We start from the raw sequence: 23,051 nt of genomic DNA, 5'->3' as shown, positions 1-23,051 counted from the left end.
GAAAGCGGTTCGTAACCACCCGTCCAAGTGCGGTATCGTTCTCATGCACGTTCGGCCCGGGCAACTGCCCAGGTCAGACGGTGCCGGGACGTGGCGCAGCTTGGTAGCGCACTTGACTGGGGGTCAAGGGGTCGCAGGTTCAAATCCTGTCGTCCCGACTCGAAAGAGTCGTCGGATCAGGGCGGGTACCGGAGAAATCCGGTACCCGCCCTGATCGTTTCCCGGGCCGCCGGGCCCTTCGCCTGCCGGCCGGCGTGTCCGCCCCCAGGTCACCGCCGGTGGAAGGCCCCGCCTTCTCGGTGCGCGGCGTTCGGCCGACCCACCGACGACGGTCCGGCAGTGTCGGCCGCGGCCGCGGGGGAGACCGGACCGGAGGAAGCCCTGAGGCGGGCCCTGCGCTCCACGTCTCCGAGCATCAGATCGGGGTCGAACATCACCACGGCCGACGCGAGGACGAGGAACACCGTCGGCCCCAGCAGCATGGGGACGATCAGGTCGGTGGCGGGTGTCCCCGAGGCGTGGGACATGTGGTCGGCGTTCACTCCCAGCGCGCTCATGCCGGTGTAGTGCATCGCGGCGACGGCGACGCCGAAGATCAGGCTGGAACTCGCGCTCGCCCTGATGCCCGAGGTCGAGACCGCCGCTCGCAGGGCGGCCGTCGCCGCGACCACCGCGATCACGACGGAGACCACCACCAGGGGCACGGAGTAGTGGATCCTCATCCCCACGTGCATCCCCGCCATGCCCATGTAGTGCATGCCCGCGATGCCGAGGCCCATCAGCGTGCCGGCGGGGAGGAGATTGGCCCATCCCGTCCCCCGGTACCCGACGAGGACCACCCCGATCAGGACGACGAGCACCGCCACGCCCAGGCTGCCCACGGTGAGGCCCAGGTCGTAGGAGACCCGTGCGCCGACGACTTCGAAGCCGAGCATGGCCACGAAGTGCATCGTCCAGATCCCGACACCGATCGATCCGGCGCCGAGTGCGAGCCAGCCCGCCTTCGGGATGCCCGACGAGCTGCGTGCCCGGTTCGTGCAGCGCAGGCCCAGAGCCCCGCCGAGCCAGGCGACGAGGAACCCCGCGGCGGGGGTCACGAAGCCGTGGCTGAAACCATCAATGGTCGCGGACGTCATTGTCCGTACCTCCTCGGTCGGTCAAAGACCATGTCCATGTCCAAGATCGGACGCACGTTGACCCTAACCAGCCGCGATGATCCAGAATGACCGATGATCACAACGATGTGATCACGTGAAGATTCCGTCCCGACGGTGTGAGCAAGCGGCCTGGCCCTTCTGCCGCAAAGGCGGAGAAAGGTCTTGCGCTGCCCCGGGAAGGCGGCACGGCAAGGGCCGGGCACGGGCGCGGATGCGCGCCCGTGCCCGGCCCTTGAGTGGCCCGGCCCCTGGGTCGCCCGGCCCCTGCGTCGCCGGTGCCGACCGAGGAATGGGGTCGGGGGTTACGCGGTCTGCCCGGAACCGGAGCCGGCCGATGCCGCCTTGATGCCCTTGGTGATGGTGTCCAGGAGGGAGAGCTCCGGCGCCCGGTCGTTGATGTCGAACCCGGACCGGACGACCACCAGCAGGTCCTTGTTGCGGGGGGAGGGGAAGGCGAGCGATTCGACGTACCCGTCGTCGCCCTTCTTCGTGACCACCTTCCAGCGCACGAGATAGCCCTTCTGGCCCGCCACCGTGACCGCCTCGGACTTGAGCTGCTGGTGGGAGGTGATGCCCTCGTAGATGTCCGACCCGTAGGACTGTTCGGCGTTGGCCGAGATGTCCTTCTTCGCGGCCGCTTCGGCGGTCTTCTCCGTGTTCTCCAGCGCGGCGGCGGGGGCCGAGAAGACTCCTCCGCGCACGCACTTCTCGTCGGCGTCGCCGGGGCAGGCGTACTCACCCGTCGTCAGACTGGCGCCGACCGCGCCCGACTCGCCCGTCCACCCGTCCGGGACCGGCAGGCTGATGCCGCTGGCGACGTCGGTCGCGTAGCCGTCCTCGGTCGGGATCTGTGATTCGGGCGCCTGGCCCTGCCCGTCGTCGCCACCGCCGTTCTGGCCGCTTCCGCCGTCCTCACCGTCGCTTCCGCCGTTGCCCCCGCTTCCTCCCGGGGCGCCCGGCCGTCCGTCACCGCCGCCGGACTGGGGGCCGCCGGACCGGGCGACCGAAGGCCTGGCGGACTGCTTTCCGTCGTTGTGTCCGAGTGCGTACGCGCCACCGCCGACGGCGGCGAGAACCACCAGGCCGACGGTGATGCCGACGCCGATGCGGACACGGCGGCTACGGACGGCGGCGGGTGCCACGCGGAGCTGGTCGGTCCACTGGGTGCCGTCCCACCAGCGCTCCTGCGCGGGGCCAATTCCTGTATACCCGGGGTCTGGATGCCAGCCGGGCGGGCTCGTCTGGTTCACAGGCGTACCGTATGCGCCCTGAGTGAGAATCACATGAAATGGTCGGCGTTCCCTTCGTCCGGACCCCCGCCGCTCGGCCCGGCGGGGCGACCGTGGTGACCGTGACCGGTGCGGCGAGCACCGTGGGACCAGGACGACCCACGGGCCGACCGCACGCCCGTCCCGTGGTGCGAGGCGCAGGGGGAGGTGCCGGGTGGCCGGAAGGCCGCTGGTCCCGACCACCGCGAACGGCGGCGTCACCGGTCGTCCGGCTCATTGGTCCTACCACACGCCGTGTGTGACATAGTCGGTTCTTTCGGCGCCGGGTGATACCCGTCCCCGGACCGCGCGGACGGAGCGCCGGTGCGACCGGCCGAGGCAGGGAGTGGCGGATGCCCGTCGAATGGGAACCGGTGCGTCAGTCACGGACCCACGAACTCGTGTTGCGGAGCATCGAGGAGCGGGTCTTCGCCGGCGAACTCAAGGCCGGCGACCGCCTCCCGCCGGAGCGGGAACTCGCCCCGGTCCTCGGCGTCAGCCGGTCGGCCCTGCGCGAGGCCCTGCGGGTACTGGAGACCATCGGTGTCCTGGTGGCCCAGCCCGGCCGGGGGCCCGACTCGGGGGCCCGGATCGTGCGCAACCCCGACGACGCGCTCGGGCGGTTGCTGCGACTCCACTTCGCCCTGGGGAGTTACAGCCTCCATGACGTCATGGAGGCGCGGGTCGTCCTGGAGCGGGCCGGATTCGAGGCCGCTGTCACGCAGGCGGGCGAAGAGGACCTCGACGAGGCCGCGTCCCTGGTCGCGGGGATGGCGGAACCCGGCATCGGCGTCGCCGCCTTCAACGATCTCGACACCCGCTTCCACGTCCAGATCGCCCGCTGCTCCGGCAACGCCCTCACCTCCACCCTCACCTCCGCCGTGCGTGAGTCCGTACGGCCGCTGATCCTGCGGGCGCTGGAAGAGTCGGGCGACTGGCCCGCCACCGCTGCCGCGCTCAACGCCGAACACACCGAACTGCTCCGGCTGGTACGCGCCGGACGGGGCACGGAGGCGGCCGACCTCGTCGAACGCCACATCCGCAGCCTGCACGGCACGCTGGTCGACGACCAGAAGTAGCAGCCACCCCGGCGGCGCGAGAGGGCGCGCGGCCCGCACCTCTTCACCGGCGGAGCTGCGCCTAGTATGGTCCGACCATAGAAAGGACGTCCGGGGTCATGCGGTTCCGGCCCCCGCGGAGGACGTTTCGAGAACGATCGAGGAGGCTCCATGCGCGTCGGGCTCTTCGCCACCTGTCTGGGAGACACGCTCTTCCCGGAGGCGGTGAAATCCACCGCGGTGCTGCTCGCCCGCCTGGGCCACGAGATCGTGTTCCCGCCCGGGCAGACCTGCTGCGGCCAGATGCACGTCAACACCGGCTACCAGCGCGAGCCGCTGCCGCTGGTCCGCAACTTCGCCGACCAGTTCGGGGACGCGTCGATCGAGGCGGTCGTCATGCCCTCCGGCTCCTGCGCCGGGTCGGTCCGCCACCAGCACCGCCTCGTCGCCGAGCGATACGGCGACGCCGCGCTCCGCGCCGGGGTCGCCACGGTCGAAGCCAAGACGTACGAGCTCTCGGAGTTCCTCGTCGACGTGCTCGACGCCACCGACGTCGGCGGGTACTTCCCGCACCGCGTGACCTACCACCCCACCTGCCACTCGCTGCGGATGCTCCGCGTCGGGGAGAAGCCGCTGCGCCTGCTGCGCGCGGTCGACTCCATCGACCTCGTCGAGCTGCCCGAGGCCGACGCGTGCTGCGGATTCGGCGGCACCTTCGCGCTGAAGAACGCCGGGACCTCCTCCGCGATGCTCCAGGACAAGATCCGCGCCATCGGTTCCACCGGGGCCGACGTCTGCACCGCCGGCGACTCCTCCTGCCTGATGCACATCGGCGGCGGGCTCCACCGCATCTCGTCCGGCACCCGCACCCTGCACCTCGCGCAGATCCTCGCCGCCACCCGCACCGCGCCCTACCCCATGAAGGAGGAGGCCGCCGTATGAGCAGCCGTACGAGCACCTTCCTCGGCATGCCCCCCGCGCCCCCGCGCTCCCCGTACGGAACGGGGAACCTGCGCGGCGAACGGAAGTTCCCCGCCGCCGCCCACGACGAGCTGCGCAACGAACAGCTGCGCCGCAACCTCGGCAAGGCGACCCGCACCATCCGCGCCAAGCGCCTGAACGTCACCGGCGAGCTCCCCGACTGGGAGCACCTGCGCGAGGCGGGCGCGGCCATCAAGACCGACACCATGAACCGCCTGCCCGAGCTCCTGGAGCAACTGGAGGCGAAGGTCACCGAGCACGGCGGCACGGTCCACTGGGCGCGTGACGGCGCCGAGGCCAACGAGATCGTCACCGAACTGATCAGGGCGACCGGCAGCAACGAGGTCATCAAGGTCAAGTCCATGGCCACGCAGGAGATCGGCCTCAACGAGCACCTCGAATCGGCCGGGATCACGCCGTACGAGACCGACCTCGCCGAACTCATTGTGCAGCTCGCCCACGACAAGCCCTCGCACATCCTGGTGCCGGCGATCCACCGCAACCGTGACGAGATCCGGGAGATCTTCCTCAAGGAGATCCCCGGCGTCGACCCCGCGCTGGACAACGTGCCGGCGCACCTCGCCGCCGTCGCGCGCGCCTACTTGCGCGAGAAGTTCATGACCACCCGGGTCGCGGTCTCCGGCGCCAACTTCGGCATCGCCGAGACCGGCACCCTCTCCGTCGTCGAGTCCGAGGGCAACGGCCGGATGTGCCTCACCCTGCCCGACACCCTGATCACGGTGATGGGCATCGAGAAGGTGCTGCCCCGCTACACCGACCTCGAAGTCTTCCTCCAGCTCCTGCCGCGTTCCTCCACCGGCGAGCGAATGAACCCGTACACCTCGATGTGGACCGGGGTCACGCCCGGCGACGGCCCGCAGGCGTTCCACCTGGTCCTCCTCGACAACGGCCGGACCGCCGCGCTCGCCGACAAGGTCGGGCGCGAGGCCCTCAACTGCATCCGCTGCTCCGCCTGCCTCAACGTCTGCCCGGTCTACGAACGCGCCGGCGGCCACGCCTACGGCTCGACCTACCCGGGCCCGATCGGCGCGGTCCTCACCCCGCAGCTCGCGGGGATGCACGCCGCGAAGGACGACCCCAACAGCTCGCTGCCGTACGCCTCCAGCCTCTGCGGCGCCTGCTTCGACGCCTGCCCCGTCAAGATCGACATCCCCTCGCTCCTGGTCGAGCTGCGCCACCAGAACACCGAACAGGCCGGTACGACGCCCGAGAAGCTCGCCATGAAGGCCGCGGCCACGGTGATGCGGCACCCGAAGCTCTTCACGGCGGCACAGAAGGCCGCCGGTCTCGGACGGATCGTCGCGGGCAAGGACGGCACGATCGGGCGGGTTCCCGCACCCTTCGACGGCTGGAGCGACAGCCGGGACACCCCGGCACCTCCGAAGCAGACCTTCCGCGCCTGGCTCGCCTCGGCCGAAGGCGCCGCCACCCTGAAGGCCGCGGCCGACGAGGGCGCGGCCACCGGCGCCGCCGGCGGTGGTGCCGAGGACGGCCCGGACGCTCCCACCCAGGAGGAGAAGTGACGACCGCACGTGACACCGTCCTCGGCCGGGTGCGCGATGCCCTGGCGCTCGCGCCGGCCCGCCCGGTCACCGTCCCGCGCGCCTACCGCACCGGACGCGTCCTCCCCGACGCCGAACGGCTCGCCCTCCTCACCGACCGGCTCGTCGACTACAGGGCGCGGGTCCACCCGTGCACCGCGGACCGGACGGCGGAGGTGATCGCACAGGTGCTGCGGGAGCACGGTGCCCGCCGGATCGGCGTACCGGCCGGGCTCGACGCCGGGTGGTCGGCGGCCTGGGACGGGGAGGTCCAGCGGGACTCCGCCGACATCCCGGCGCCCTCGCTCGGCGCGCTGGACGGCGTGGTGACGGCGTCCGCCGTCAGCTGCGCGGAGACCGGCACGATCTTTCTGGACGGTTCCGGGGACCAGGGGCGCCGCGCGCTCTCCCTCGTCCCCGACCTGCACGTCTGCGTCGTCGACCTCTCCACGGTGGAGGCCGGGGTCCCGGAGGCGGTGGCACGCCTCGTACCGGAGCGGCCGACGACCCTGATCAGCGGGCCCTCGGCCACGTCCGACATCGAACTGGAGCGGGTGGAAGGGGTGCACGGGCCCCGGACCCTGGTGGTGATCATCCGGACGGACGTGTGACGCCCGCCCCGACGTGTGACACGGGCGCCGACGTGCGCCCGCGCCGACGTGTGACACGACGTCCGAGGCGGGCGCCGAGGCGTCACCTGGTGCCGTGCTCCACCGACACGGATACGGGCGCGGCAGCGGGAGCCCGGGGGCCGAAGGCGATCCGGGTGAGCGCGCCGTCCTCGGACCAGACCACCTCCACCGTGTCCCCGGCGCCCGCGTCACCTGCCGGCACGTCCACCGCGCTCACCGCCTCGGTCGCCGGCGCCGGATCCGTCTCGCCGGTGAGTGAGGCCAGGGCGACCAGGACCGCGGTGCCCTCGGCGTCGGCGGCCAGCCGGGGCAGCACCGCCCACCGGGTGTAGGCGGTGCCCTGCGGGGCGCGTACCTCTTCCCGCGACTCCCAGCCGTGCAGCCCGTGCAGGGCGGAGTGCGGTGAGGCGCCGGGGGCCGTCGCCCAGCCGGTCTGTTCGAGACGGGTACCCGCCGGGGCGCCGAGGACCCGGTGGACGCGGAGTTCGTGACGCCCGCGTACGAAGGTGACACTCTCCACCCGCAGTCCGGGGACGGCCGGCGGCTGCCCCGGGAAGACCGGCATGTGCCAGGAGGCCGCCCAGCCCCAGCCGTCCCCGTGCCCGGCGCCCAGCGGATGGATCCGGCGGCGGACGCTCCGGGCCCCGCCGGCGCTGACGGAAAGGTGGTTGTCCGCGACGTTCGCCGCCGACGAGGGACCGGTGGCCGTGGAGTACGCGAACCGCCCGTAGTGCGGGTCCGCCTCGGCCGCCGACTCGCCCTCGTGCGGCCGGACATGGTCGCTGCCGTGGTTGTGCAGCCGGACGATCCCGTCCGACCGGGTCGACTGGACCAGCAGCCCCGGCGCCGGCAGCGACAGCACCCGGTCGGGACCGTCGCTCGGGGCGGCCTCCTCCCGAGCCGTCCACAGCGGGTGGTCCGCCGGGGCGAGCAGCGCCACGAACGCCTTCGACGCCCAGTACGGCGACGCCGGCCCCGAGTACCTCTGGAGGGTCGCGGTGTGCGGGCCGTGCCACCCGAGGCTCAGCACCCCGTCCTCACCGGTGGCCCCGCGCTCCAGGAAGTACCGCAGCGAACCGCTGACCAGCCGCCGGGAAGCACCCGGGGAGAGCGGGGTGTGTCCGGAGACCGCACCCATGCCGACCGCCGCGCCCGCCGCGAACCGGTAGGCGAGGGAACGCCCGAAGTGCAGCGGCGCCCCGTCCGCGCCGAACATCAGCGAGAAGCTCTCCAGGTGCTCGCGCAGCCGGCCGCCGTAGTGGGCCAGCGGTTCCCCGTCGCCGCAAAGGTGCGCGTCCAGCACCGGATAGAGGTGCAGCGCCCAGCCGTTGTAGTGGTCGAAGGCCCGCCCGTCCCCGTCCGCGTACCAGCCGTCGCCCCGGTACCACCCCTCCAGCAGGTCGAACGCGCGGGCCCGGGCCCGCGCCGTGGCCGCGTCGCCCCGGCCGACGGACTCCAGGAACCCGGCGACCGTGTAGGGGAAGAGGTACCAGTTGTTCGGGGCGGGGGTGTGACGCAGCGATCCGCGCAGCCACTCCTCGGCGCGGTCCTGGGTGGTGGCGTCGAGCCGGTCCCAGAGCCACGGACGGGTCAGCCGCAGGCCGAGGGCGACGGACGCCGACTCCACCATGGGCTGACCGAAGACCGTGTGGTCGCGGATGAGCGGCCAGGACTCGGTGTCGTCGCGCCCCGGCGTCCGCGTACCGGCGGCGAGGCCGTCCGCGTACCGCTCCAGCCAGCCGTGCGGGTCGTCGCCCCCGGCGCCCACGACCCGGAACGCGGCGGCGAGGAAGGTGCGCGCGTATCCCTCCAGCCCGTCGGAGCGGACCCCGGAGCCGGACGGCCGGCCCGGCAGGTCGAGCAGGGCGCGGCCGGGGGTGGCCCACTTCCAGGCCGCGTGCAGCAGACCGTCCGCGGCGGCCTCCCAGTGCGCCCGGGTGTAACCGGTGAAAGGGCTGAGCGTGCGGTCCTCGGGGGGGAGGTGGAAGGGAGGGGAGAGGGGGGCGGAGCTCATGCGAGGAAGGCCAGCCTTTCTGGTCGTACGGGATGGGCGAAGCCGTCGCCCGCGGCCCAGCGCGCCACCTCACCGGTCGCCAGATCGGCAAGCCGGCGCCATTCGTTGCCCTGGGATCCGGCGAGGTGCGGGGTGATCAGCGCGTTCTCGCACTCCCACAGCGGGTGGCCGGCGGGCAGCGGATCCGGGTCGGTGACGTCGACGACGGCCCGGATCCGCTTCTGCCGGAGCACGTCGGTGAGCGCGTCCTGGTCGACGACAGCGCCGCGCGAGGTGTTGATCAGGGTCGCGTCCGGCCGCATGGAGGTGAGCAGTTCGCGGCTGACGAGCCCGCGCGTCCCGGGCAGCAGGGGGGTGTGGACGCTCACCACGTCGCTGCGGGCGAAGAGTTCGGTGAGCCCGGCCGCTTCGACGCCCAGCGACGCCGCCTCCTCGGCCGAGACGTACGGATCGTGCAGCAGCACCCGCAGGTCGTAGGGGCGCAGCAGTTCGATCACCCGCCGGCCGATCAGTGAGGCCGAGAGGATGCCCACGGTGCGGCGGTAGTTGCCGACGTCGTCGGGGACCCGCAGCCAGTCGCCCCGGTCGCGGGCCACGCGGAACTCCCGCGCCCGCTCCAGCACCCGCTTCCCGGAGAGCAGGATCATGGCGATGGTGTACTCCGCGACCGGGAGCGCGTTGGCCGAGGCGGCGGAGGAGACCGCGATCCCGCGCGCCCAGCAGGCCTCGGTGACGTGGCCGCGCACCGAGCCGGCGGTGTGGACGACGGCCCGCAGGGCGGGAGCCGCCGCGAGCACCCCTTCGTCGATCGGCGGGCAGCCCCATCCGGTGATCAGGACCTCCGCGTCGGCGAGCGCCGTGCGGGCCCGGTCGGTGGTGAAGTCGTCGAGGGCGGGCGGCGGTGTGAGGTCGCAGACCTCGCCGAGCGCGGCGAGCGCGTCCGGCGGCAGCACCGCCGCCGCCGCGTCCGGCTTCATGGCGAGCACGGCGCGCGGGCGGCGGAACGTGCGGGGGGCAGCGGAAGTGTGCATGTCTCTCCTGGTAGGGGCGGCAGGCGCGAACGTCCGGGGGCCGGTGGTCCCCGGAACGTTCGCGGCCGGCGCGCTACTTCACGGCGCCCGCGGTGAGCCCCGACCGCCAGAAGCGCTGGAGCAGGGCGAACGCGAGGATGAGCGGGACGATGGCGAGCAGCGAGCCCATGATGACGACGGGGTAGTACTCGGGGGAGACCGACGCCGAGCTGTTCCAGGTGTACAGACCGAGGCTGACCGGATAGAGGTCCTGGTCCGAGAGCATCACCATGGGCAGGAAGAAGTTGTTCCAGATGGCGGTGAGCTGGAAGAGGAACACGGTGACCAGCCCCGGCCCCAGCATCCGCAGCGCCACCCTGAAGTAGGTGGCCAACTCGCCCGCCCCGTCCACCCGGGCGGCCTCCAGCACCTCGTTGGGCACGTACCCCTGGCTGAAGATGCGCCCCAGGTACACGCCGAACGGATTGAAGAGCACCGGGACGAAGACCGCCCAGAAGGTGTTCACCAGCCCCGCCTTGGATGCCATCAGGTAGAGCGGCAGGGCCAGGACGGTCTGCGGCACCATGACGGCCGCGAGCACCAGTCCGAACATCTTCTCCTTGTGGCGGAAGCGGTACTTGTCGAAGGCATAGCCGCAGGCGACGCTGATCAGCGCGCCGAGGGTCGCCCCCAGCACCGCGTACAGCAGGCTGTTGGCGTACCAGCGCCCGTACACCCCCGCGTCCATGGAGAACAGGTCCTTCAGGTTCTGGACGAAGGAGAAGCCCTTGAGCGAGAGGACGTTGCTCTTGAAGAGCGCGTCGCGGTCCTTGGAGGCGGCCAGCACCAGCCACAGCACCGGCAGCAGGGTGTACAGCACCGAGAGGCCCACCACGAGGTTGACGACGGCGCGTCCGGTCAGCCCCGGACGCCGGGCCGCCGAGGCGGAACCGCGGGACGTGCGGCGGGCGGTACGGTCCATGGCCGTGGCACTCATCGGGTGGCCTCCTCGACGGCGTCGGCGCGGTTGGTCCACCGGGTGACGCCGTAGGACAGCGCGACCGTGAAGGCCAGCAGGATCACCGAAGCGGCAGCCGCCAGACCGTAGTTGTTGCGGGTGAACGCGGCGTCGTAGATGTACATGCTGGGGGAGAAGCGGGAGTTGATCATCGGGGTGGACTGGCCGAGCAGCATCGGCTCGGTGAACAGCTGGAGTGCGAAGATCAAGGTGAACATCGCGACCATCACGATCGAGGAACGCACCAGCGGTGCCTTGACCTGGAGTGCGGTACGCACCGGCCCGGCGCCGTCGACGACGGACGCCTCGATCACCTCGCGCGGAACGGCCTGCAACGCGGCGTAGAAGACGACCATGTCGTAGCCGAGGTTGCTCCACAGCGCGATGTTCACGATCGAGGGCACCACCGTGTGGACCCCGAGGAAGTCGACGGTGATGTCCGCCTTGCCGAGCAGGTCGATCACCGGGCTGAGCCCGGGGGTGTAGAGGTACAGCCAGATGATCGCGGCGATGATGCCCGGCACCGCGTGCGGCAGGAAGAGCGCGAGCTGCGCCGTGGCGCGCAACCGGACCACGCCCGAGTCCAGCAGCAGCGCCAGCGCGAGCGCGCCGATCACGATCAGCGGGATGTAGATCAGGCAGTACAGCGCGACGATGCCGAGGCCGCCGAGGAAGGTGGGGTCGGTGAGGACGGCGACGTAACCGCGCACTCCGACGAAGACGGTCTTCTCGGGACCGAAGCCGAGGCCGGGCTGGTCGTCGCTGAAGAAGCTCAGCCACACCGCGGTGCCGACCGGTACGAGGAAGACGGTCACCAGAAGGACGAAGAACGGAGTCATCAGGACGCCCGCGGCGCCGAGTTCACGTTGCCCGGTGGTCGCGCGGCCGGTCCGCGCGCGGGCGGGGGACGCGGGACCCGCGGTCCGCCCCGTACCGCTCGCCACGGGGACGGGCCGCGGGGTGGAGGTGGTGTGGGCCATGGTGGTCACCTGCCTCTCTGCTGCGGAGGGAGAGTCTGCTGGGAAGGGTGCTCGGGCCGGGAGAGGGCGCGTGCGCGCCGCCCTCCGGGGAGACCGGGGGGACCGGGGCGGCGGTGCGGGAGCACCGGGGCGCGGCTCACGAGGAGCGCTCGCTGGTGGACAGGCCGAGTGCCCGGAGATCGGGCATGGTGCCCTTCTGGGCTGCCTCGATCGAGCTCAGCAGCGACCCCTTGCCACCGCTCGCCCGGGCGAACCCGTCCTGCATGACCTTGCCGGTGGCGGTCATCCGGGGGCCCCAGACCCAGCCGTCCCGGATGATCCGCGCCTGCTCCTCGAAGACCCGGTAGATGTCCTGGCCCGCGTAGTAGGAACGGTCGAACGCCTGACTGCCCACGGACACGAGGCCGGGCGCGGCCGGGTACTGGCTGCTCGCCCCGCTGGAGAGGCGGGCGCGCAGCGCGTCGGGGTGGGAGACCTGCCACTCGATGAACTCCATCGCGGCCTCCGGGTGCGCGCTGTCCTTCGTCACCGCGAAGGTGGAGCCCCCGTGCGTGCCGTTGGACGGCTCCGACGGATCCCACTGCGGGAACGGCGCGACGGCCCACTGTCCCTTCTGGCCCGGCCGGGCCTTCATCTGGGCACCCGCGTCCCAGGCGCCGCTGAGGCGGACGAGGACCCGGCCGTTGCCGATCTGCGCGTCGCTCTGCCGGCTCTCCACGGCGTTCATGAAGACCTGGTCCCGGTCGACGAGCCGCTGCCAGTACGCGGCGACCCGACGGGTCGGGGCGTCGGCGAGCGAGACGTTCCAGGTGCCTCCCGCGGTGGAGAACCACTGGGCGCCGGCCTGCCAGGCGTACGCGGCCATCTGCGTCGCACCGTCCGTGGCGAAGAGGGCGAGCCGCCGCTCCCCGCCCTTGCGGCGCACGATCGCCGCCGCCTCCGCGAACTCGTCCCAGGTGCGCGGCACATGAAGGCCGTACTCCGCGAAGAGATCGGTGCGGTAGTGCATCACCATCGGCTCGATGTCGAGCGGGACGGCGAAGACCTTCTGGTCGAACGTGGTGAGACCCAGTGCCTGCGGCAGCAGCCGGGATCGCAAGGTGTCACTGACCAGGCCGGTGAGGTCGCGGGCGACGCCGTCGATGGCGAAGCCGGGCACCTGCGGATACTCCAGGGTGGCCACGTCCGGGGCGTTGCCGGCTCGGGCGGCGTTGCTGAGCTTCGCGTAACCGCCCTGGCCGCCCGAAGGGACCTGCTGGAAATCGACCTCGACGGTGCGGTGGCTCCGGTTGAAGGCGTCCACCACCTCCTGGCTGCCCCGCAGGGCGGACCAGAAGGTGATGCGGACCTTGCCGCCCTTCCCGGTGCGGGTGTCACTCACCTTGCTGGTGTCGGTACTGCTCGTGCCCGGCCCCGACGTCCCGCCGCCGGAGCAGGCGCTGAGCGCACCTGCCACCGGCAGCGAGGCGATCGTGGCCAGCACGGACCGACGACTCTGTCGATCGGGCATGCGCGCCTCCCGCGGCTCCTGTTCGAGACAACGGGAATACTGATCGCCTGACCGAATGCGGTCAATAGATCGATCAGAAGAAATGTGAAGCGGTCAATCGATCAGTGGTCGCGGGGAGCCACCCCCTGCGTCGAACCCCGCACTTTCAGCTCCGGCAGCAACTCCGTACGCCGTACCGGCCCCCGCGCTCCCGCGGAACCTTCCAGCCGGTACAGCAGCAGCTCGGCGGCGGCCCGCCCGATCTCCGCCTTCGGCGGGGACACGGCGGTCAGCGGCGTCGTTCCCAGCGCCGCGACCACGTCGTCGTACGCCACCACCGAACAGTCCTGGGGCACCCGCACTCCGCTCTCGGCGAGCTGCTGGACCAGCATGAGCGCGTCCACGTCACCGTGCAGCACCGCGCCGGTGGCCCGGATCTCCCGCAGCACCGCCGCCAGATCCACCGCGGCACCCGCGGCGCCCCCGCGCCCCGCCTCCTCACCCGTCCCGGCTCCCGGGGCGTCGGCTCCCGACGGGCCGCCCGAGGCGAGCGCGTCGGGCGAACTGAGCACGATCCGCCACTCGTCCACCTCCGGCCGCGCGGCCGCGATCTCCGCGAACGCGGCCCGGATGCTCCGGGCGGTCGGGCTGTCGTCGCGGGCGGCCAGCACGATGCGGCGGTGCCCCAGCGACACCAGATGCTCGACGGCGAGGTGGACCCCGTACCAGTGGTCGGAGCAGACCGAGTCCAGGGCGTGCAGCGCACTGCCCGCGCGGGGCCTGCGCTCCATCAGCACCGCCGGCACCCCCACCCCGGCGAGCCACTCGGCGTCCGACTCCTCCCACGCGGCGCTGCGCCAGCGCGGAGCGATCAGCAACCCGCGAGCGCCCCCCGCGAGCGCCTGCTCCACCAGGGGCCGTTCGGTCCCGCGCGCCTGGGGGGCGATGTGCAGCGCGACCCGGACACCGTGCTCGTCCAGCACCGAACGGGCGCCGTGCAGCGTCTCGTACAGGTACGAATGGCGCTCCGGCACGACGAGCGCGACCGCCCCGCCCCCTTCGACGGGGTCCGCACGCGACGCGGCCGGCGCGGGGTCCGGCTCCCGCGCCAGGGAGACGGACCGCGCCACACCGTGCCCGCGCCGGAGCCGCCCGGCGCGGGCGAGCTCTTCCACGTCCCGCCGTACGGTGACCACCGAGACGTCGAGCTCCTCGGCGAGCGTGCTCACCTTCACCGCCCCGCGCGACCGCACCACCGCGAGGATTCGCTGCCGCCTGAGTTCCACCGGCTCCCGCATGCTGTTGGCCCCTTACCCGTACTGCCGCAGTGTTCGTTTGAGCGCTTCTTCGAGCGCTCGCGCGCGCAGCATAGACAGATCGCCCCGGCCGGACGCCAGAGGGTGCGTCCGGGGAACCCCCGGCGATGACGACGGCCCCTCGTCCCCGGCGTCCCGAGCGGAGCCCGCTGGGCCTCGCACCGCCAACCGGTCGCCCGGACCGCGGGACGCGCCCGTACCGATGAAGCCGCGCACCACGGACCGCGCACCACGGACCGCGCGCGAGTGGCCGTCCGGACGAACCGGCCGCCCCGCGCCGGGGGTTGCTCTCCCGGGACGCCGGGCCACCGCGCCCGAAAACCGTCGACCAGGAGATCGTCTTAGCATTCGATCCGCCATGGATACCCTCACACTCGCCCAGCTCGCCGTGCTCGCCGCGGCATCCGTCCTCGTCGGTTTCTCGAAGACCTCGATCAACGGCGCCAACACCATCACTCTCGCGATCTTCGCGGCGGTCCTCCCGGCCCGTGCCTCCACGGGCGTGCTGCTGCCCCTCCTGATCGCCGGCGACGTCCTCGCCGTCTACGTGTACCGGTGCCACGCGCACTGGCCCACCCTGCTGCGGCTCTTCCCCGCCGTCGCGGTCGGACTGGTGGCGGGAACGCTCTTCCTGAAGTACGCGGGCGACGGCGCCGTACGGGCGTCGATCGGGGCCATCCTGCTCGTCATGGTCGGCGTCACCCTCTGGCAGCGGCAGCGGCAGCGGCAGCGGGCCGGGGCCGGGGCGAGCGGGGACCACGGTGCCGGCGAGGCGGGCGAGGCGGAGGAGGGCGGGCCGGACGGCCGCCGGGCGCGGAAAACCGCACGGGCCCAGGCGGGGGCCTACGGGGTCCTCGGCGGCTTCACCACCATGGTGGCCAACGCGGCCGGCCCCGTGATGTCGCTCTACCTGCTCTCCTCCGGGATGCGCAAGCTCGGCTTCCTCGGCACGTCCGCCTGGTTCTTCCTGATCGTCAACGTCACGAAGGTGCCGTTCAGCGTGGGCCTCGGCCTGATCGACGGTCCCTCGCTGCTGCTCGACGCCGTGCTGGTGCTCTTCGTCCTGCCCGGTGCCTGGCTGGGCCGTCGCTGCGTGGACCGGATCGACCAGCGGCTCTTCGAGCGGATCGTGCTCGCCGCGACGGTGCTGGGCGGCCTCCAACTGCTCCTGCTCTGACGGGCCGCACTCCGTCCGGCCGCCCCGCCCGATTCCGCACCTCCCCGGGCAGGGTGGCGGGCGCCGGGTCAGGGAAGGAGCAGCCAGTCCGTCCCGACCGCCGCCAGCAGGCCGATGCCGAGCAGCCAACTCGCCAGTCGGGTCCGGCCGGCGCGGCTCAGCTCCATCACGACGCCGCACAGGATCAGCGCGAGTCCGTAGACGCCGACGACCAGGACGGACGAGCGGCTGGCGATGCGCATCCACAGGACGACCGCCATCACCGCCATGCCCACCGAGGAGAGGGCGATACGCAGCCGACGTGCCTGACGGGGAGTCAATCGGCTCTCATGCGTTGCGGATTCCTCTTCGGCCGTGTCTCTCACGGGCCCGCCGTCCTCGGTCGCTCCGTCTCCGACGACCCTCGATCGCGATCCTTCCGTGCCTTCGTCCCGGTTCACCTCGCGGTTCTCGTCCGCGACCCCCTCCTCGGTCTCGGCCCGGCCCTGTTCCTGGTCAGCAGTGCTCATGGAGCCGGATCGTAACGGCTGTCCGCCGCCGGGGGTACGGCGAGCCCGGACGCGGACGGCATCCCGGACCGGTCCCGCCCGCCGACCGTCTCACGGGCGGAGCCGGGGTGCCTCCGCGGCGGCGTCCGGACGGCCTCCCGCCGGGCGCGCACCGTCCGCAGGAGAAGACGCGGGAGCCGCCCCCGTATCGGCCGGGGACTCCACCCGCCCCGCCAGTTCCAGCGCCCAGCCGATGAGTCCGTCGACCCCGATCCCGTACGGATCACGGGTGCGGTAGGCGTCGAGTACGTCCGCCCCCCGGCGCAGCAGCCGGGCACCCCCCACCGCGTTGCCGCGCGCCGCGTGCGTGAGTCCCACCGCCAACTGGGCCATGGCGCGCCACAGTTCGCGATCCTCCTGGGGGCCGGACTTCCACGCGTCCTCGAAGACCTCGTGCGCGTGGAACGGCAGGCCCGCGTCCAGCAGCCGCTGGGCCTCCCGCAGCGTCTCCTCGGGGGAACGCACCACGCCCTCAGGCTGGCGTCCCACTCCCTCGGCCCCGTAGGGCAGCGGGCGCCCCAGCCCGTCCCGGGGGCGCGCGTTGCGCGCCCGGCCTTCGGTGTCACGGTCCCTGTGCGTCTCGTCCACGGCTTGATTGTGCCCCCTACCTGCGGCTTGCCGACCGCGAAGTGTCCGAACCACCGCCCGCGCCGCCCCGGGCCGACTACGCTCGGCAGTTGTCCGCATCACCTGGGGGAAGGGGAAGCATGAAGCCGTCCCGGCCGTTGTACGAGCGCGATCCCGAACTCGCCGTCGCAGCAGACGCGGTGAACGCGCTCAGTGGCGCGCAGGCCGTCGGTGGCCTGCTGGTCTACAGCGGGGAGGCGGGGCTGGGCAAAACCGCGCTGCTGGCGGAGATCCAGGCCATGGCCGCCGACCGTTGCACCGTCTGGTCGGCGCGGGCCGGCGAGACGGTCACGTCCGTCCCGTTCCACGTCGTGCGCCAGCTGCTCCAGCCCGTGCTCGTCCAGATCCCGGTCGACGAGATCCGCGAGCTGTTCGGCGACTGGTACGAGACCACCGCCCCCGCCCTCGGACTCGCCCAGCCCAGCGGCCCGCAGCCCGACCCCCAGGGTGTGCGGGACGGCCTGGACCACGTCGTCCGCCAGCTCGCGGTCCGCCACAGCCACCGGCCCCTGCTGCTCATCGTCGACGACGCGCACTGGGCCGACGGTGAATCCCTCGACTGGCTCTCCTCGTTCACCGAGAGCCTCGGCGATCTGCCTTTACTCGCCGTCCAGGCCTACCGTCCGCAGGAGATGGCCGAGCGCGGCAGGGACGGTGCCTTCGACCCGGCGGCGCTGGTCGACCCCGCCAAGCTCGTCCGCGTCAAGCTGCGCGCGCTCACCCCGGACGCGACCGCCGACCTGGTCCGGGCGGCGCTCGGGGAGCACGCGGACGACCCGTTCTGCCGTGAGGTCTGGGCGGTGACCGGGGGCAACCCGTACGAGGCGGTCGAACTGGTCGCCAAGGTGCAGGACGAGGAGATGCCGCCGGTGGAGGACTCCGCCGGCCAGCTCCGTGAACTCGGCGCCTCCGCCCGGGGACGTGGGCTCGTCGCCCGGCTCGAACGTCTGGGCACCAACGCCAACCGGTTCGCCTGGGCCGCCGCGGTGCTGGGCACGGAGATCTCGCCGGAGATCGCCGCCGACCTGGCCGGAATGAGCCCGGCGGAGGCCGCGGACAGCACCGCCCGCCTGCGGGAGGCGCGCATCATCACCGGTTTCAACCCGCTGGAGTTCCTCCACCCGCTCATCGCCTCGACCATCTACGACTCGATCCCGTCCGCCACCCGCACGGCGATGCACGGACGTGCGGCGTGGGCCCTGACCAGGGACGGTTACGGGGTCGCGGCAGCCTCGCGGCATCTGCTGGAGGTCCACCCGGACGACGACCAGGGCGTGGTGAAGCAGCTCCGCGAAGCGGCCGAGCACCACCTCGCGCTCGGTGCCCCGCAAGCGGCCCGGCGCTGTCTGGAACGCGCGCTCCAGGAGCCGCCCCGGCCCGAGGACCGCGCACTGATGCTGTACGAACTCGGCTGCGCCACGCTCCTCACCTCGCCCGCCACCACCGTGCGCCACCTGCGGGACGCACTCGACATCCCCGGCCTCGACGACCGGCAGCGCGTCGACGCGACCTTCCGGCTCGCTGCCGCTCTCGCCCACAACAACCAGCTCAAGGAGGCGGGCGACACCCTCGCGGCGGAGGCGGCCCGTACCGCTCCGGGGCCGGGCCTGATGCGCCTGCAGGCAGCGCACTTCCAGTGGGAGGGGATGCAGCGGGTCGAGGACGACGGTGCGGCCCGTTCGCGCCGGCTCGCGAGGAACACGGACCACCTGGACGCCCGGGACAACCCCGAGCGCGCCCTGATCACCCTGCGGGCCTTCGACGCGATGATGCGGGGCGAGAGCGCCGAACTCGTCGTCGCGTTCTGCGAACGCGCGCTCGTCGACGGCCGTCCGGCCCGGGGACTCGGCTGGACGGACCCGGAGTGGGGCTTCGAGTTCCCCGCCATGGTCGGCATCACCTATGCCTTCACCGATCGGCTCGACCGGGCACAAGCCCTGTTCGAGGAAGCGATGCGGGCGTTCGAGATCTCCGGATGGAGCGGCGCGCACCTCGCCTTCGCGCACACCCTGCTCGGTCTCGTCGCCCGCCGCCGCGGACGTCTCGCGGAGGCCGAGGGCTTCCTGACCGAAGGCCTGCGCCTGGCCGACCGCGTCGGCAAGGGCCTCCCGGTCCACTGGGACGCCGCTTGTCTCCTCATCGACACCCTGCTCGCCCGCGGCCGCACGGTCGAGGCGAGGGAGGTCGCGGACCAGTACGAGTTCGGCGCCCCGTACCCGTACCCCAGCGCCATGGTGCTTCCCGACGCCCCGTGCATCAGCGGCCGCCTGCTGCTGGCGGAAGGGCGGACCGCGGAGGCCATTGCCGAGCTCGAAGCGGCGGGACTGGCGTTGGAGGCCCGCGAGCGGCACAACGGCGTCTGGGCTCCCTGGGCGGGCGACCTGGCCCGCGCGCTCGTGGACGTGGACCCGGCCCGGGGCGCTCGGATCGCGGCCCAGGCCCGGAAGCACGCGGAACGCTTCGGGACGGACACCGCGATCGGGGAGGCCCTGCGGTGCCTCGCCGTCTTCGCCCCCGCCGACGAGGCCGAGAAGCTCCTCGCCGACGCCGTACGCCACCTGGAGGCGTCCTCCTCGGAGTACGAACACGCTCTCGCCCTGTACGACTACGGCCTCGCGATCCGCAGCCCGCGGGAGCTGGGCCGTGCCCACAAGCTGGCCGTCGCCTGCGGAGCGGCCGCACTGGCCGACCGTGCCCAGCAGGCACGCGCGTCATTGCGGGCCCCGGAGTGAGGTAATGTTTTCCCTGCGCGGCCGACCGGTCACACCGGGAGAAAACGCAGCGGGACGTGGCGCAGCTTGGTAGCGCACTTGACTGGGGGTCAAGGGGTCGCAGGTTCAAATCCTGTCGTCCCGACTCGAGAGAGTCGCAGATCAGGGCCGGTTTCGGAGAAATCCGAAACCGGCCCTTGATCATTTTGGGGACCAATTGGGGGCCAGCTGGAGGTCCGGCGTCCTGAACCAGGTCAGCGGGTCATGGCGAAGGGCTCGGCAGTGAGCGTGGTGCGCGCAGCACGTTGAAGTGGGCCGAGGGCGCCGCTCCGGCGGTCGTGATCTTGTGGACGTCCGGGTGAAGGTAGCGCTGGGTGGTGGTCAGTGAACCGTGGCCGGCGATCCTGCGAAGGACGTGTACTTGGACCCCAGTGTCGGCGAACCAGGTGACTGCGGTGTGACGGAGGTCGTGGCGGTGCAGATGTTCGTAGCCGAGCTTGGAGACCACGGTGTCCCAGTGTGTGGCGTTGCGCAGGACGGCGGTGGAGATGCGTCCGCCGCGCGGGCCCGTGAACAGGCGGGCGTCCGGATTGGGGCCGGCGGACAGGATGCGCTGGGCGACTAGGGTGCATATCGTCCTCGACGATGGGAACCTTGCGGGCCCGCTTGCCCTTGGTGCCCTTGTCGGTCAGCCCGCCGGGCACGGGTGTGGTCTGAGAACTCCTAACGAAATGGGTCTTTGGGGAACGCTAGGCTCGGTGGCCATGAGTCAGAGCGGTTCGCAAGCAGCGGCATTCTTCCGAGACGTCCGCACAAGCAGAGTGGTCTGGCTTGTCCGGAAGGATGAAGGAAGCCCGACTCACCTCTCCGCGGACGGCACGCGCAGTTTTCCCTTCTGGTCGACCTCGCCCCGGGCTCAGAGGGCGGCGAAGATCTGGGGGCATGGGCTCCAGGTCGATTCCATGCCCCTGGGCACCTGGTGCGATCTTGTACTGCCCGATGCCGCTAGGGATGGACTCGTGATCGGCACCAACTGGAGCGGGCCGCGCCTGGTCGGCTGGAGCTTCACCCCCGGGGAAGTCCTTAACCGGCTAGCGGCAGATAGCTAGCCCACGGCATCGGTCACCAGAGCGCGCAGGCGTCGCCAGCAGACGAGTGCGCATCCGAGGGTGAGGAAGGCTTCGTGGATGTCGTCGCGTATCTCCCAGCGGATCCGCAGGCGGCGGAACCAGTGCAGGTGGGCGAATGCGCGCTCCCCTACCCAGCGTTGAGTGCCCAGTCCCGAGCCGTGCTCGGTGCCGCGCCGGGCGATCACCGGCTTCACGCCGAGGCCCCAGACCAGACGGCGGTATTTGTCGTGGTCATAGCCGCGGTCACCCAGCACCACGTTCGGGCGGCGCCGGGGCCGGCCACGCTTGCCCCGTACGGGAGGCACAGCCTGGAGGAGTGGGATCAGCTGGGTGACATCGTTGCGGTTGCCACCGGTCAGGATGGCGGCGAGCGGGATGCCCGTGGCGTCGGTGATCAGGTGGTGCTTACTGCCCGTCCTGCCCCGGTCAACTGGGCTTCGTCCCGTCTTGGAGCCCCCTTTAACGCGCGGATATGGGAGCCGTCGACGGCCGCCCGGGAGAAGTCCAGGGCGTTCGCGCTGCGGAGCCTGGCGAGGAGGGACTCGTGCAGTCGAGGCCACACACCGGCCTCGGTCCACTCGGCCAGTCGGCGCCAACAGGTCATGCCCGAGCCGAAGCCGAGTTCCTGCGGAAGGTGTTCCCAGGCGATCCCGGTGTGCAGGACGAACAGGATGCCCTGGAACACGAGCCGGTCCGGATGCCGCTTGCGCCCGGGCCCGACGCTCAACCTTGGGCAACAGCGGCTCGATCACCGCCCACAACTCTTCATCGACTTCCCACGGCTTCGGCCGAGCCACCCCGCACCCCCGGATCGTCAGTCCCGGAGTGATCCAACCACCTCGGAAATCATTTCGTTAGGAGTTCTGACGCCCCACGGTCCGGATCCACTGGGTGGTGTCGATGTCTCCGACGCGGCAGCCGGAGATCTCGCCGATCCGTGCGGCGGAGCACGCGGCGAAGATGACCACGTCTCCCCAGCCGCGGTACTCGTCGTGGGAGGCGGCCACGAGTGCGTCGGCCGCTGTGACGAGTGTTTCCCAGTCGGGCAGGGCGAGCGCGCGTGGGTCGAGGAGTTCGTCCTCGGCCTGCTTGTAGAGCTTCTGCCAGCCGGTCACCCGGGCGGGGTTCGCCTTGATGATGCCGTCGCGGACTGCCTGCTCCGTGACGCGGACCAGGACGGCGATGGTGTTGTTGACCGTTGAGCGGCTGATCTCGTCGGCGATCCAGTTATGCACGGTGCGGTCGACAGCACCGTTGGTGATCATGCGGACCGCGAGGTGGCCCAGGGCGGGCACGACGCGCATCCGCCAGCCTGACAGGTAGGGGCCGAGTGTTTTCAACTCCAGGCCGCGCAGGGCGAGGTCCATGTTCGAGTTGCCGGCCACCACCCACTGGATCCAGGCCGGGCACTTCGCCCGCCTGAAGCTGGAGCCGGCGGTCTCCACCATCCGGCACCTGCGCGGACTGTGATCCAGCTTCTGCCACTTCTCCGACCTCAAGTTCGACCACGTCTTCACGCTCTACCCGGACGGCCGGCTCGGAAGCTGCGACGAACTGCCCTGGCCGCAGGCCCAGATCACCCGCCTCGACCAGGCCGCCGACCAGGTGGGCATCATCGCCGCGCAGCGCCGGCTTCCCCTGCTGAACCAGGGCAAGAAGCTGAAGGACCGGTGCACCACCTGCGACTACCGCACCTCGTGCGGCGGCTGCATCGGCACCCGCTGGCGCTACGACAAGGCCGGGGACCAGGACGCCTACTGCGACTACCGGATGCGGATGGTCGACGGCAGCGCCGCCTTCCTCGCGCGGCGTGCCCACCCGGCCGGCGCCTGGTGCACCAGCACCCGCTGGCGCCCCCGCACGCCGAACACCATGCGCAACCTCGACTCCTTTCTCGCCCGCTGGAACAGCCCGGACGCGTCCCGCCCGCCGGTGCGGCTGCACACCAGCGCGCACGGCAACATCAACAGGCACGGCCCCTACCCGACCTCCTCACCCACCGCGGCCCCGCTGATCGGGGCCAGGGTCACCAAGAGCCAGTGCACCCCTGCCCAACCCGTGCGCAGTGCACCAGCACCGCAGACAGAGCCCGCATGGTGGTCTTTCCCCCGCGAGGACTCCGCGATCTGCGCCTCCGTGTCCGAACAGAGCAGCAGACGCCGGAATAGAAGGCCCGCTACGCGATCCGCTCCGGAGCGGAGAACACGGTCTACGAGTTCGCCCACGGACACGGCATGCGACGCTGCCGCTACCGAGGACAGGGGAGAGCCCACATCCAACGCGCCTGAAGGCCATCGCCGTCAACATCGAGCGCCTCAGCGGGCTGCCCCCTGCTGAGAACGCACTTGCACCCCGCCGACCGACTGCCTTCCA

Annotated in this window: 19 protein-coding genes, 2 tRNA genes and 2 pseudogenes; 10 read left to right on the top strand and 13 right to left on the bottom strand. The window is 71.8% G+C overall.

All coding sequences use genetic code 11. The features are described from left to right. The first annotated feature begins 84 nt into the window (after positions 1 to 84). Positions 85 to 158: transfer RNA gene (locus PZB77_RS02790), tRNA-Pro, on the top strand. A gap of 111 nt (positions 159 to 269) precedes the next feature. Here PZB77_RS02790 and PZB77_RS02785 read toward each other — a convergent pair. Beyond that, the gene (locus PZB77_RS02785) at positions 270 to 1,136 is read right to left on the bottom strand and encodes an MHYT domain-containing protein (RefSeq protein WP_275490905.1); all 867 of its coding nucleotides are present in this window, start codon (positions 1,134 to 1,136) and stop codon (positions 270 to 272) included. 323 nt (positions 1,137 to 1,459) lie between these two features. Continuing rightward, a complete protein-coding gene (locus PZB77_RS02780) occupies positions 1,460 to 2,407 on the bottom strand; it encodes a DUF2510 domain-containing protein (RefSeq protein ID WP_275490904.1) in 948 nt (315 codons plus the stop codon). A 371-nt stretch (positions 2,408 to 2,778) separates the two neighbouring features. On the opposite strand from PZB77_RS02780, the gene PZB77_RS02775 reads away from it, so the two are divergent. From PZB77_RS02775 to PZB77_RS02760, 4 genes are all read left to right on the top strand, one after another. Next, the gene (locus PZB77_RS02775) at positions 2,779 to 3,504 is read left to right on the top strand and encodes an FCD domain-containing protein (RefSeq protein ID WP_275490903.1); all 726 of its coding nucleotides are present in this window, start codon (positions 2,779 to 2,781) and stop codon (positions 3,502 to 3,504) included. Between the two features lie 150 nt (positions 3,505 to 3,654). Beyond that, positions 3,655 to 4,425 (top strand): (Fe-S)-binding protein, encoded by a 771-nt coding sequence (locus PZB77_RS02770; protein WP_275490902.1) that lies wholly within the window; start codon positions 3,655 to 3,657, stop codon positions 4,423 to 4,425. Next, positions 4,422 to 6,008 carry a lactate utilization protein B gene (locus PZB77_RS02765; protein ID WP_275490901.1) on the top strand — a complete coding sequence of 529 codons (1,587 nt, stop codon included), beginning with the start codon at positions 4,422 to 4,424 and terminating at the stop codon, positions 6,006 to 6,008. The genes PZB77_RS02770 and PZB77_RS02765 overlap by 4 nt, the downstream gene beginning before the upstream one ends. Next, a complete protein-coding gene (locus PZB77_RS02760; protein WP_275490900.1) occupies positions 6,005 to 6,637 on the top strand; it encodes an LUD domain-containing protein in 633 nt (210 codons plus the stop codon). The genes PZB77_RS02765 and PZB77_RS02760 overlap by 4 nt, the downstream gene beginning before the upstream one ends. Positions 6,638 to 6,719: 82 nt before the next feature. Here the strand turns inward: PZB77_RS02760 and PZB77_RS02755 are convergent, their stop codons facing one another. The 6 genes from PZB77_RS02755 to PZB77_RS02730 all read right to left on the bottom strand — a co-directional run bounded on the left by PZB77_RS02755 (position 6,720) and on the right by PZB77_RS02730 (position 14,467). After that, entirely contained in the window at positions 6,720 to 8,672 is a 1,953-nt protein-coding gene (locus PZB77_RS02755) for a DUF2264 domain-containing protein (protein WP_275490899.1), read from the bottom strand. Further along, positions 8,669 to 9,703 carry a hydroxyacid dehydrogenase gene (locus PZB77_RS02750; protein WP_275490898.1) on the bottom strand — a complete coding sequence of 345 codons (1,035 nt, stop codon included), beginning with the start codon at positions 9,701 to 9,703 and terminating at the stop codon, positions 8,669 to 8,671. Before PZB77_RS02750 ends, PZB77_RS02755 begins: the two co-directional genes overlap by 4 nt. 73 nt (positions 9,704 to 9,776) lie before the next feature. After that, on the bottom strand, positions 9,777 to 10,664 hold the full coding sequence (locus tag PZB77_RS02745; protein ID WP_275495892.1) for a carbohydrate ABC transporter permease: 888 nt from the start codon (positions 10,662 to 10,664) through the stop codon (positions 9,777 to 9,779). Between the two features lie 11 nt (positions 10,665 to 10,675). Beyond that, positions 10,676 to 11,680 carry a sugar ABC transporter permease gene (locus PZB77_RS02740; protein ID WP_275490897.1) on the bottom strand — a complete coding sequence of 335 codons (1,005 nt, stop codon included), beginning with the start codon at positions 11,678 to 11,680 and terminating at the stop codon, positions 10,676 to 10,678. Positions 11,681 to 11,816: 136 nt separating this feature from the next. After that, positions 11,817 to 13,190 carry a sugar ABC transporter substrate-binding protein gene (locus tag PZB77_RS02735; protein ID WP_275490896.1) on the bottom strand — a complete coding sequence of 458 codons (1,374 nt, stop codon included), beginning with the start codon at positions 13,188 to 13,190 and terminating at the stop codon, positions 11,817 to 11,819. Between the two features lie 101 nt (positions 13,191 to 13,291). Continuing rightward, a complete protein-coding gene (locus PZB77_RS02730) occupies positions 13,292 to 14,467 on the bottom strand; it encodes a substrate-binding domain-containing protein (protein ID WP_275490895.1) in 1,176 nt (391 codons plus the stop codon). A 376-nt stretch (positions 14,468 to 14,843) separates the two neighbouring features. On the opposite strand from PZB77_RS02730, the gene PZB77_RS02725 reads away from it, so the two are divergent. Continuing rightward, positions 14,844 to 15,662: a sulfite exporter TauE/SafE family protein gene (locus tag PZB77_RS02725; protein WP_275490894.1), complete on the top strand. Its 819-nt coding sequence runs from the start codon at positions 14,844 to 14,846 to the stop codon at positions 15,660 to 15,662. A 68-nt stretch (positions 15,663 to 15,730) separates the two neighbouring features. Here the strand turns inward: PZB77_RS02725 and PZB77_RS02720 are convergent, their stop codons facing one another. Next, a complete protein-coding gene (locus tag PZB77_RS02720; protein WP_275490893.1) occupies positions 15,731 to 16,171 on the bottom strand; it encodes a hypothetical protein in 441 nt (146 codons plus the stop codon). 90 nt (positions 16,172 to 16,261) lie between these two features. Then, entirely contained in the window at positions 16,262 to 16,798 is a 537-nt protein-coding gene (locus PZB77_RS02715; protein WP_275490892.1) for a DUF309 domain-containing protein, read from the bottom strand. A 119-nt stretch (positions 16,799 to 16,917) separates the two neighbouring features. Here PZB77_RS02715 and PZB77_RS02710 point away from each other — a divergent pair, with 119 nt between their 5' ends. Then, the gene (locus PZB77_RS02710) at positions 16,918 to 19,569 is read left to right on the top strand and encodes an AAA family ATPase (RefSeq protein WP_275490891.1); all 2,652 of its coding nucleotides are present in this window, start codon (positions 16,918 to 16,920) and stop codon (positions 19,567 to 19,569) included. Positions 19,570 to 19,619: 50 nt separating this feature from the next. After that, positions 19,620 to 19,693: transfer RNA gene (locus PZB77_RS02705), tRNA-Pro, on the top strand. Between the two features lie 117 nt (positions 19,694 to 19,810). Here PZB77_RS02705 and PZB77_RS02700 read toward each other — a convergent pair. Continuing rightward, positions 19,811 to 20,083 (bottom strand): tyrosine-type recombinase/integrase, encoded by a 273-nt coding sequence (locus PZB77_RS02700; protein WP_275495891.1) that lies wholly within the window; start codon positions 20,081 to 20,083, stop codon positions 19,811 to 19,813. A gap of 13 nt (positions 20,084 to 20,096) precedes the next feature. Between PZB77_RS02700 and PZB77_RS31215 the strand changes: the two genes are divergently transcribed. Beyond that, complete coding sequence (locus PZB77_RS31215; protein ID WP_327270514.1) at positions 20,097 to 20,657, top strand: DUF2750 domain-containing protein; 561 nt, start codon at positions 20,097 to 20,099, stop codon at positions 20,655 to 20,657. On the opposite strand, the pseudogene PZB77_RS02690 reads toward PZB77_RS31215, so the two are convergent. Then, a pseudogene (locus tag PZB77_RS02690) lies at positions 20,654 to 21,475 on the bottom strand (IS5 family transposase). The gene PZB77_RS31215 and the pseudogene PZB77_RS02690 sit on opposite strands and share 4 nt — an antisense overlap. 57 nt (positions 21,476 to 21,532) lie before the next feature. Continuing rightward, positions 21,533 to 22,063 carry a hypothetical protein gene (locus tag PZB77_RS02685; protein ID WP_275490890.1) on the bottom strand — a complete coding sequence of 177 codons (531 nt, stop codon included), beginning with the start codon at positions 22,061 to 22,063 and terminating at the stop codon, positions 21,533 to 21,535. A 133-nt stretch (positions 22,064 to 22,196) separates the two neighbouring features. On the opposite strand from PZB77_RS02685, the pseudogene PZB77_RS02680 reads away from it, so the two are divergent. Beyond that, positions 22,197 to 23,015: pseudogene (locus PZB77_RS02680) on the top strand (hypothetical protein); the annotation flags it as partial. Positions 23,016 to 23,051 lie beyond the last annotated feature (36 nt).

This window comes from Streptomyces sp. AM 2-1-1, from assembly GCF_029167645.1.
Lineage (GTDB): Bacteria > Actinomycetota > Actinomycetes > Streptomycetales > Streptomycetaceae > Streptomyces.
Note: the sequence above shows the minus strand (reverse complement) of the source record. Positions and strands in the feature narration are given on the sequence as shown.

Excerpts from the sequence above, each read along its gene's own strand:
- PZB77_RS02720 (WP_275490893.1), bottom strand. The coding sequence starts at position 16,171 with ATGAGCACTGCTGACCAGGAACAGGGCCGGGCCGAGACCGAGGAGGGG.
- PZB77_RS02765 (WP_275490901.1), top strand. The coding sequence starts at position 4,422 with ATGAGCAGCCGTACGAGCACCTTCCTCGGCATGCCCCCCGCGCCCCCG.
- PZB77_RS02740 (WP_275490897.1), bottom strand. The coding sequence starts at position 11,680 with ATGGCCCACACCACCTCCACCCCGCGGCCCGTCCCCGTGGCGAGCGGT.
- PZB77_RS02750 (WP_275490898.1), bottom strand. The coding sequence starts at position 9,703 with ATGCACACTTCCGCTGCCCCCCGCACGTTCCGCCGCCCGCGCGCCGTG.
- PZB77_RS02725 (WP_275490894.1), top strand. The coding sequence starts at position 14,844 with ATGGATACCCTCACACTCGCCCAGCTCGCCGTGCTCGCCGCGGCATCC.
- PZB77_RS02745 (WP_275495892.1), bottom strand. The coding sequence starts at position 10,664 with ATGGACCGTACCGCCCGCCGCACGTCCCGCGGTTCCGCCTCGGCGGCC.
- PZB77_RS02770 (WP_275490902.1), top strand. The coding sequence starts at position 3,655 with ATGCGCGTCGGGCTCTTCGCCACCTGTCTGGGAGACACGCTCTTCCCG.
- PZB77_RS31215 (WP_327270514.1), top strand. The coding sequence starts at position 20,097 with ATGCGTCCGCCGCGCGGGCCCGTGAACAGGCGGGCGTCCGGATTGGGG.
- PZB77_RS02710 (WP_275490891.1), top strand. The coding sequence starts at position 16,918 with ATGAAGCCGTCCCGGCCGTTGTACGAGCGCGATCCCGAACTCGCCGTC.
- PZB77_RS02755 (WP_275490899.1), bottom strand. The coding sequence starts at position 8,672 with ATGAGCTCCGCCCCCCTCTCCCCTCCCTTCCACCTCCCCCCCGAGGAC.
- PZB77_RS02785 (WP_275490905.1), bottom strand. The coding sequence starts at position 1,136 with ATGACGTCCGCGACCATTGATGGTTTCAGCCACGGCTTCGTGACCCCC.
- PZB77_RS02735 (WP_275490896.1), bottom strand. The coding sequence starts at position 13,190 with ATGCCCGATCGACAGAGTCGTCGGTCCGTGCTGGCCACGATCGCCTCG.
- PZB77_RS02775 (WP_275490903.1), top strand. The coding sequence starts at position 2,779 with ATGCCCGTCGAATGGGAACCGGTGCGTCAGTCACGGACCCACGAACTC.
- PZB77_RS02730 (WP_275490895.1), bottom strand. The coding sequence starts at position 14,467 with ATGCGGGAGCCGGTGGAACTCAGGCGGCAGCGAATCCTCGCGGTGGTG.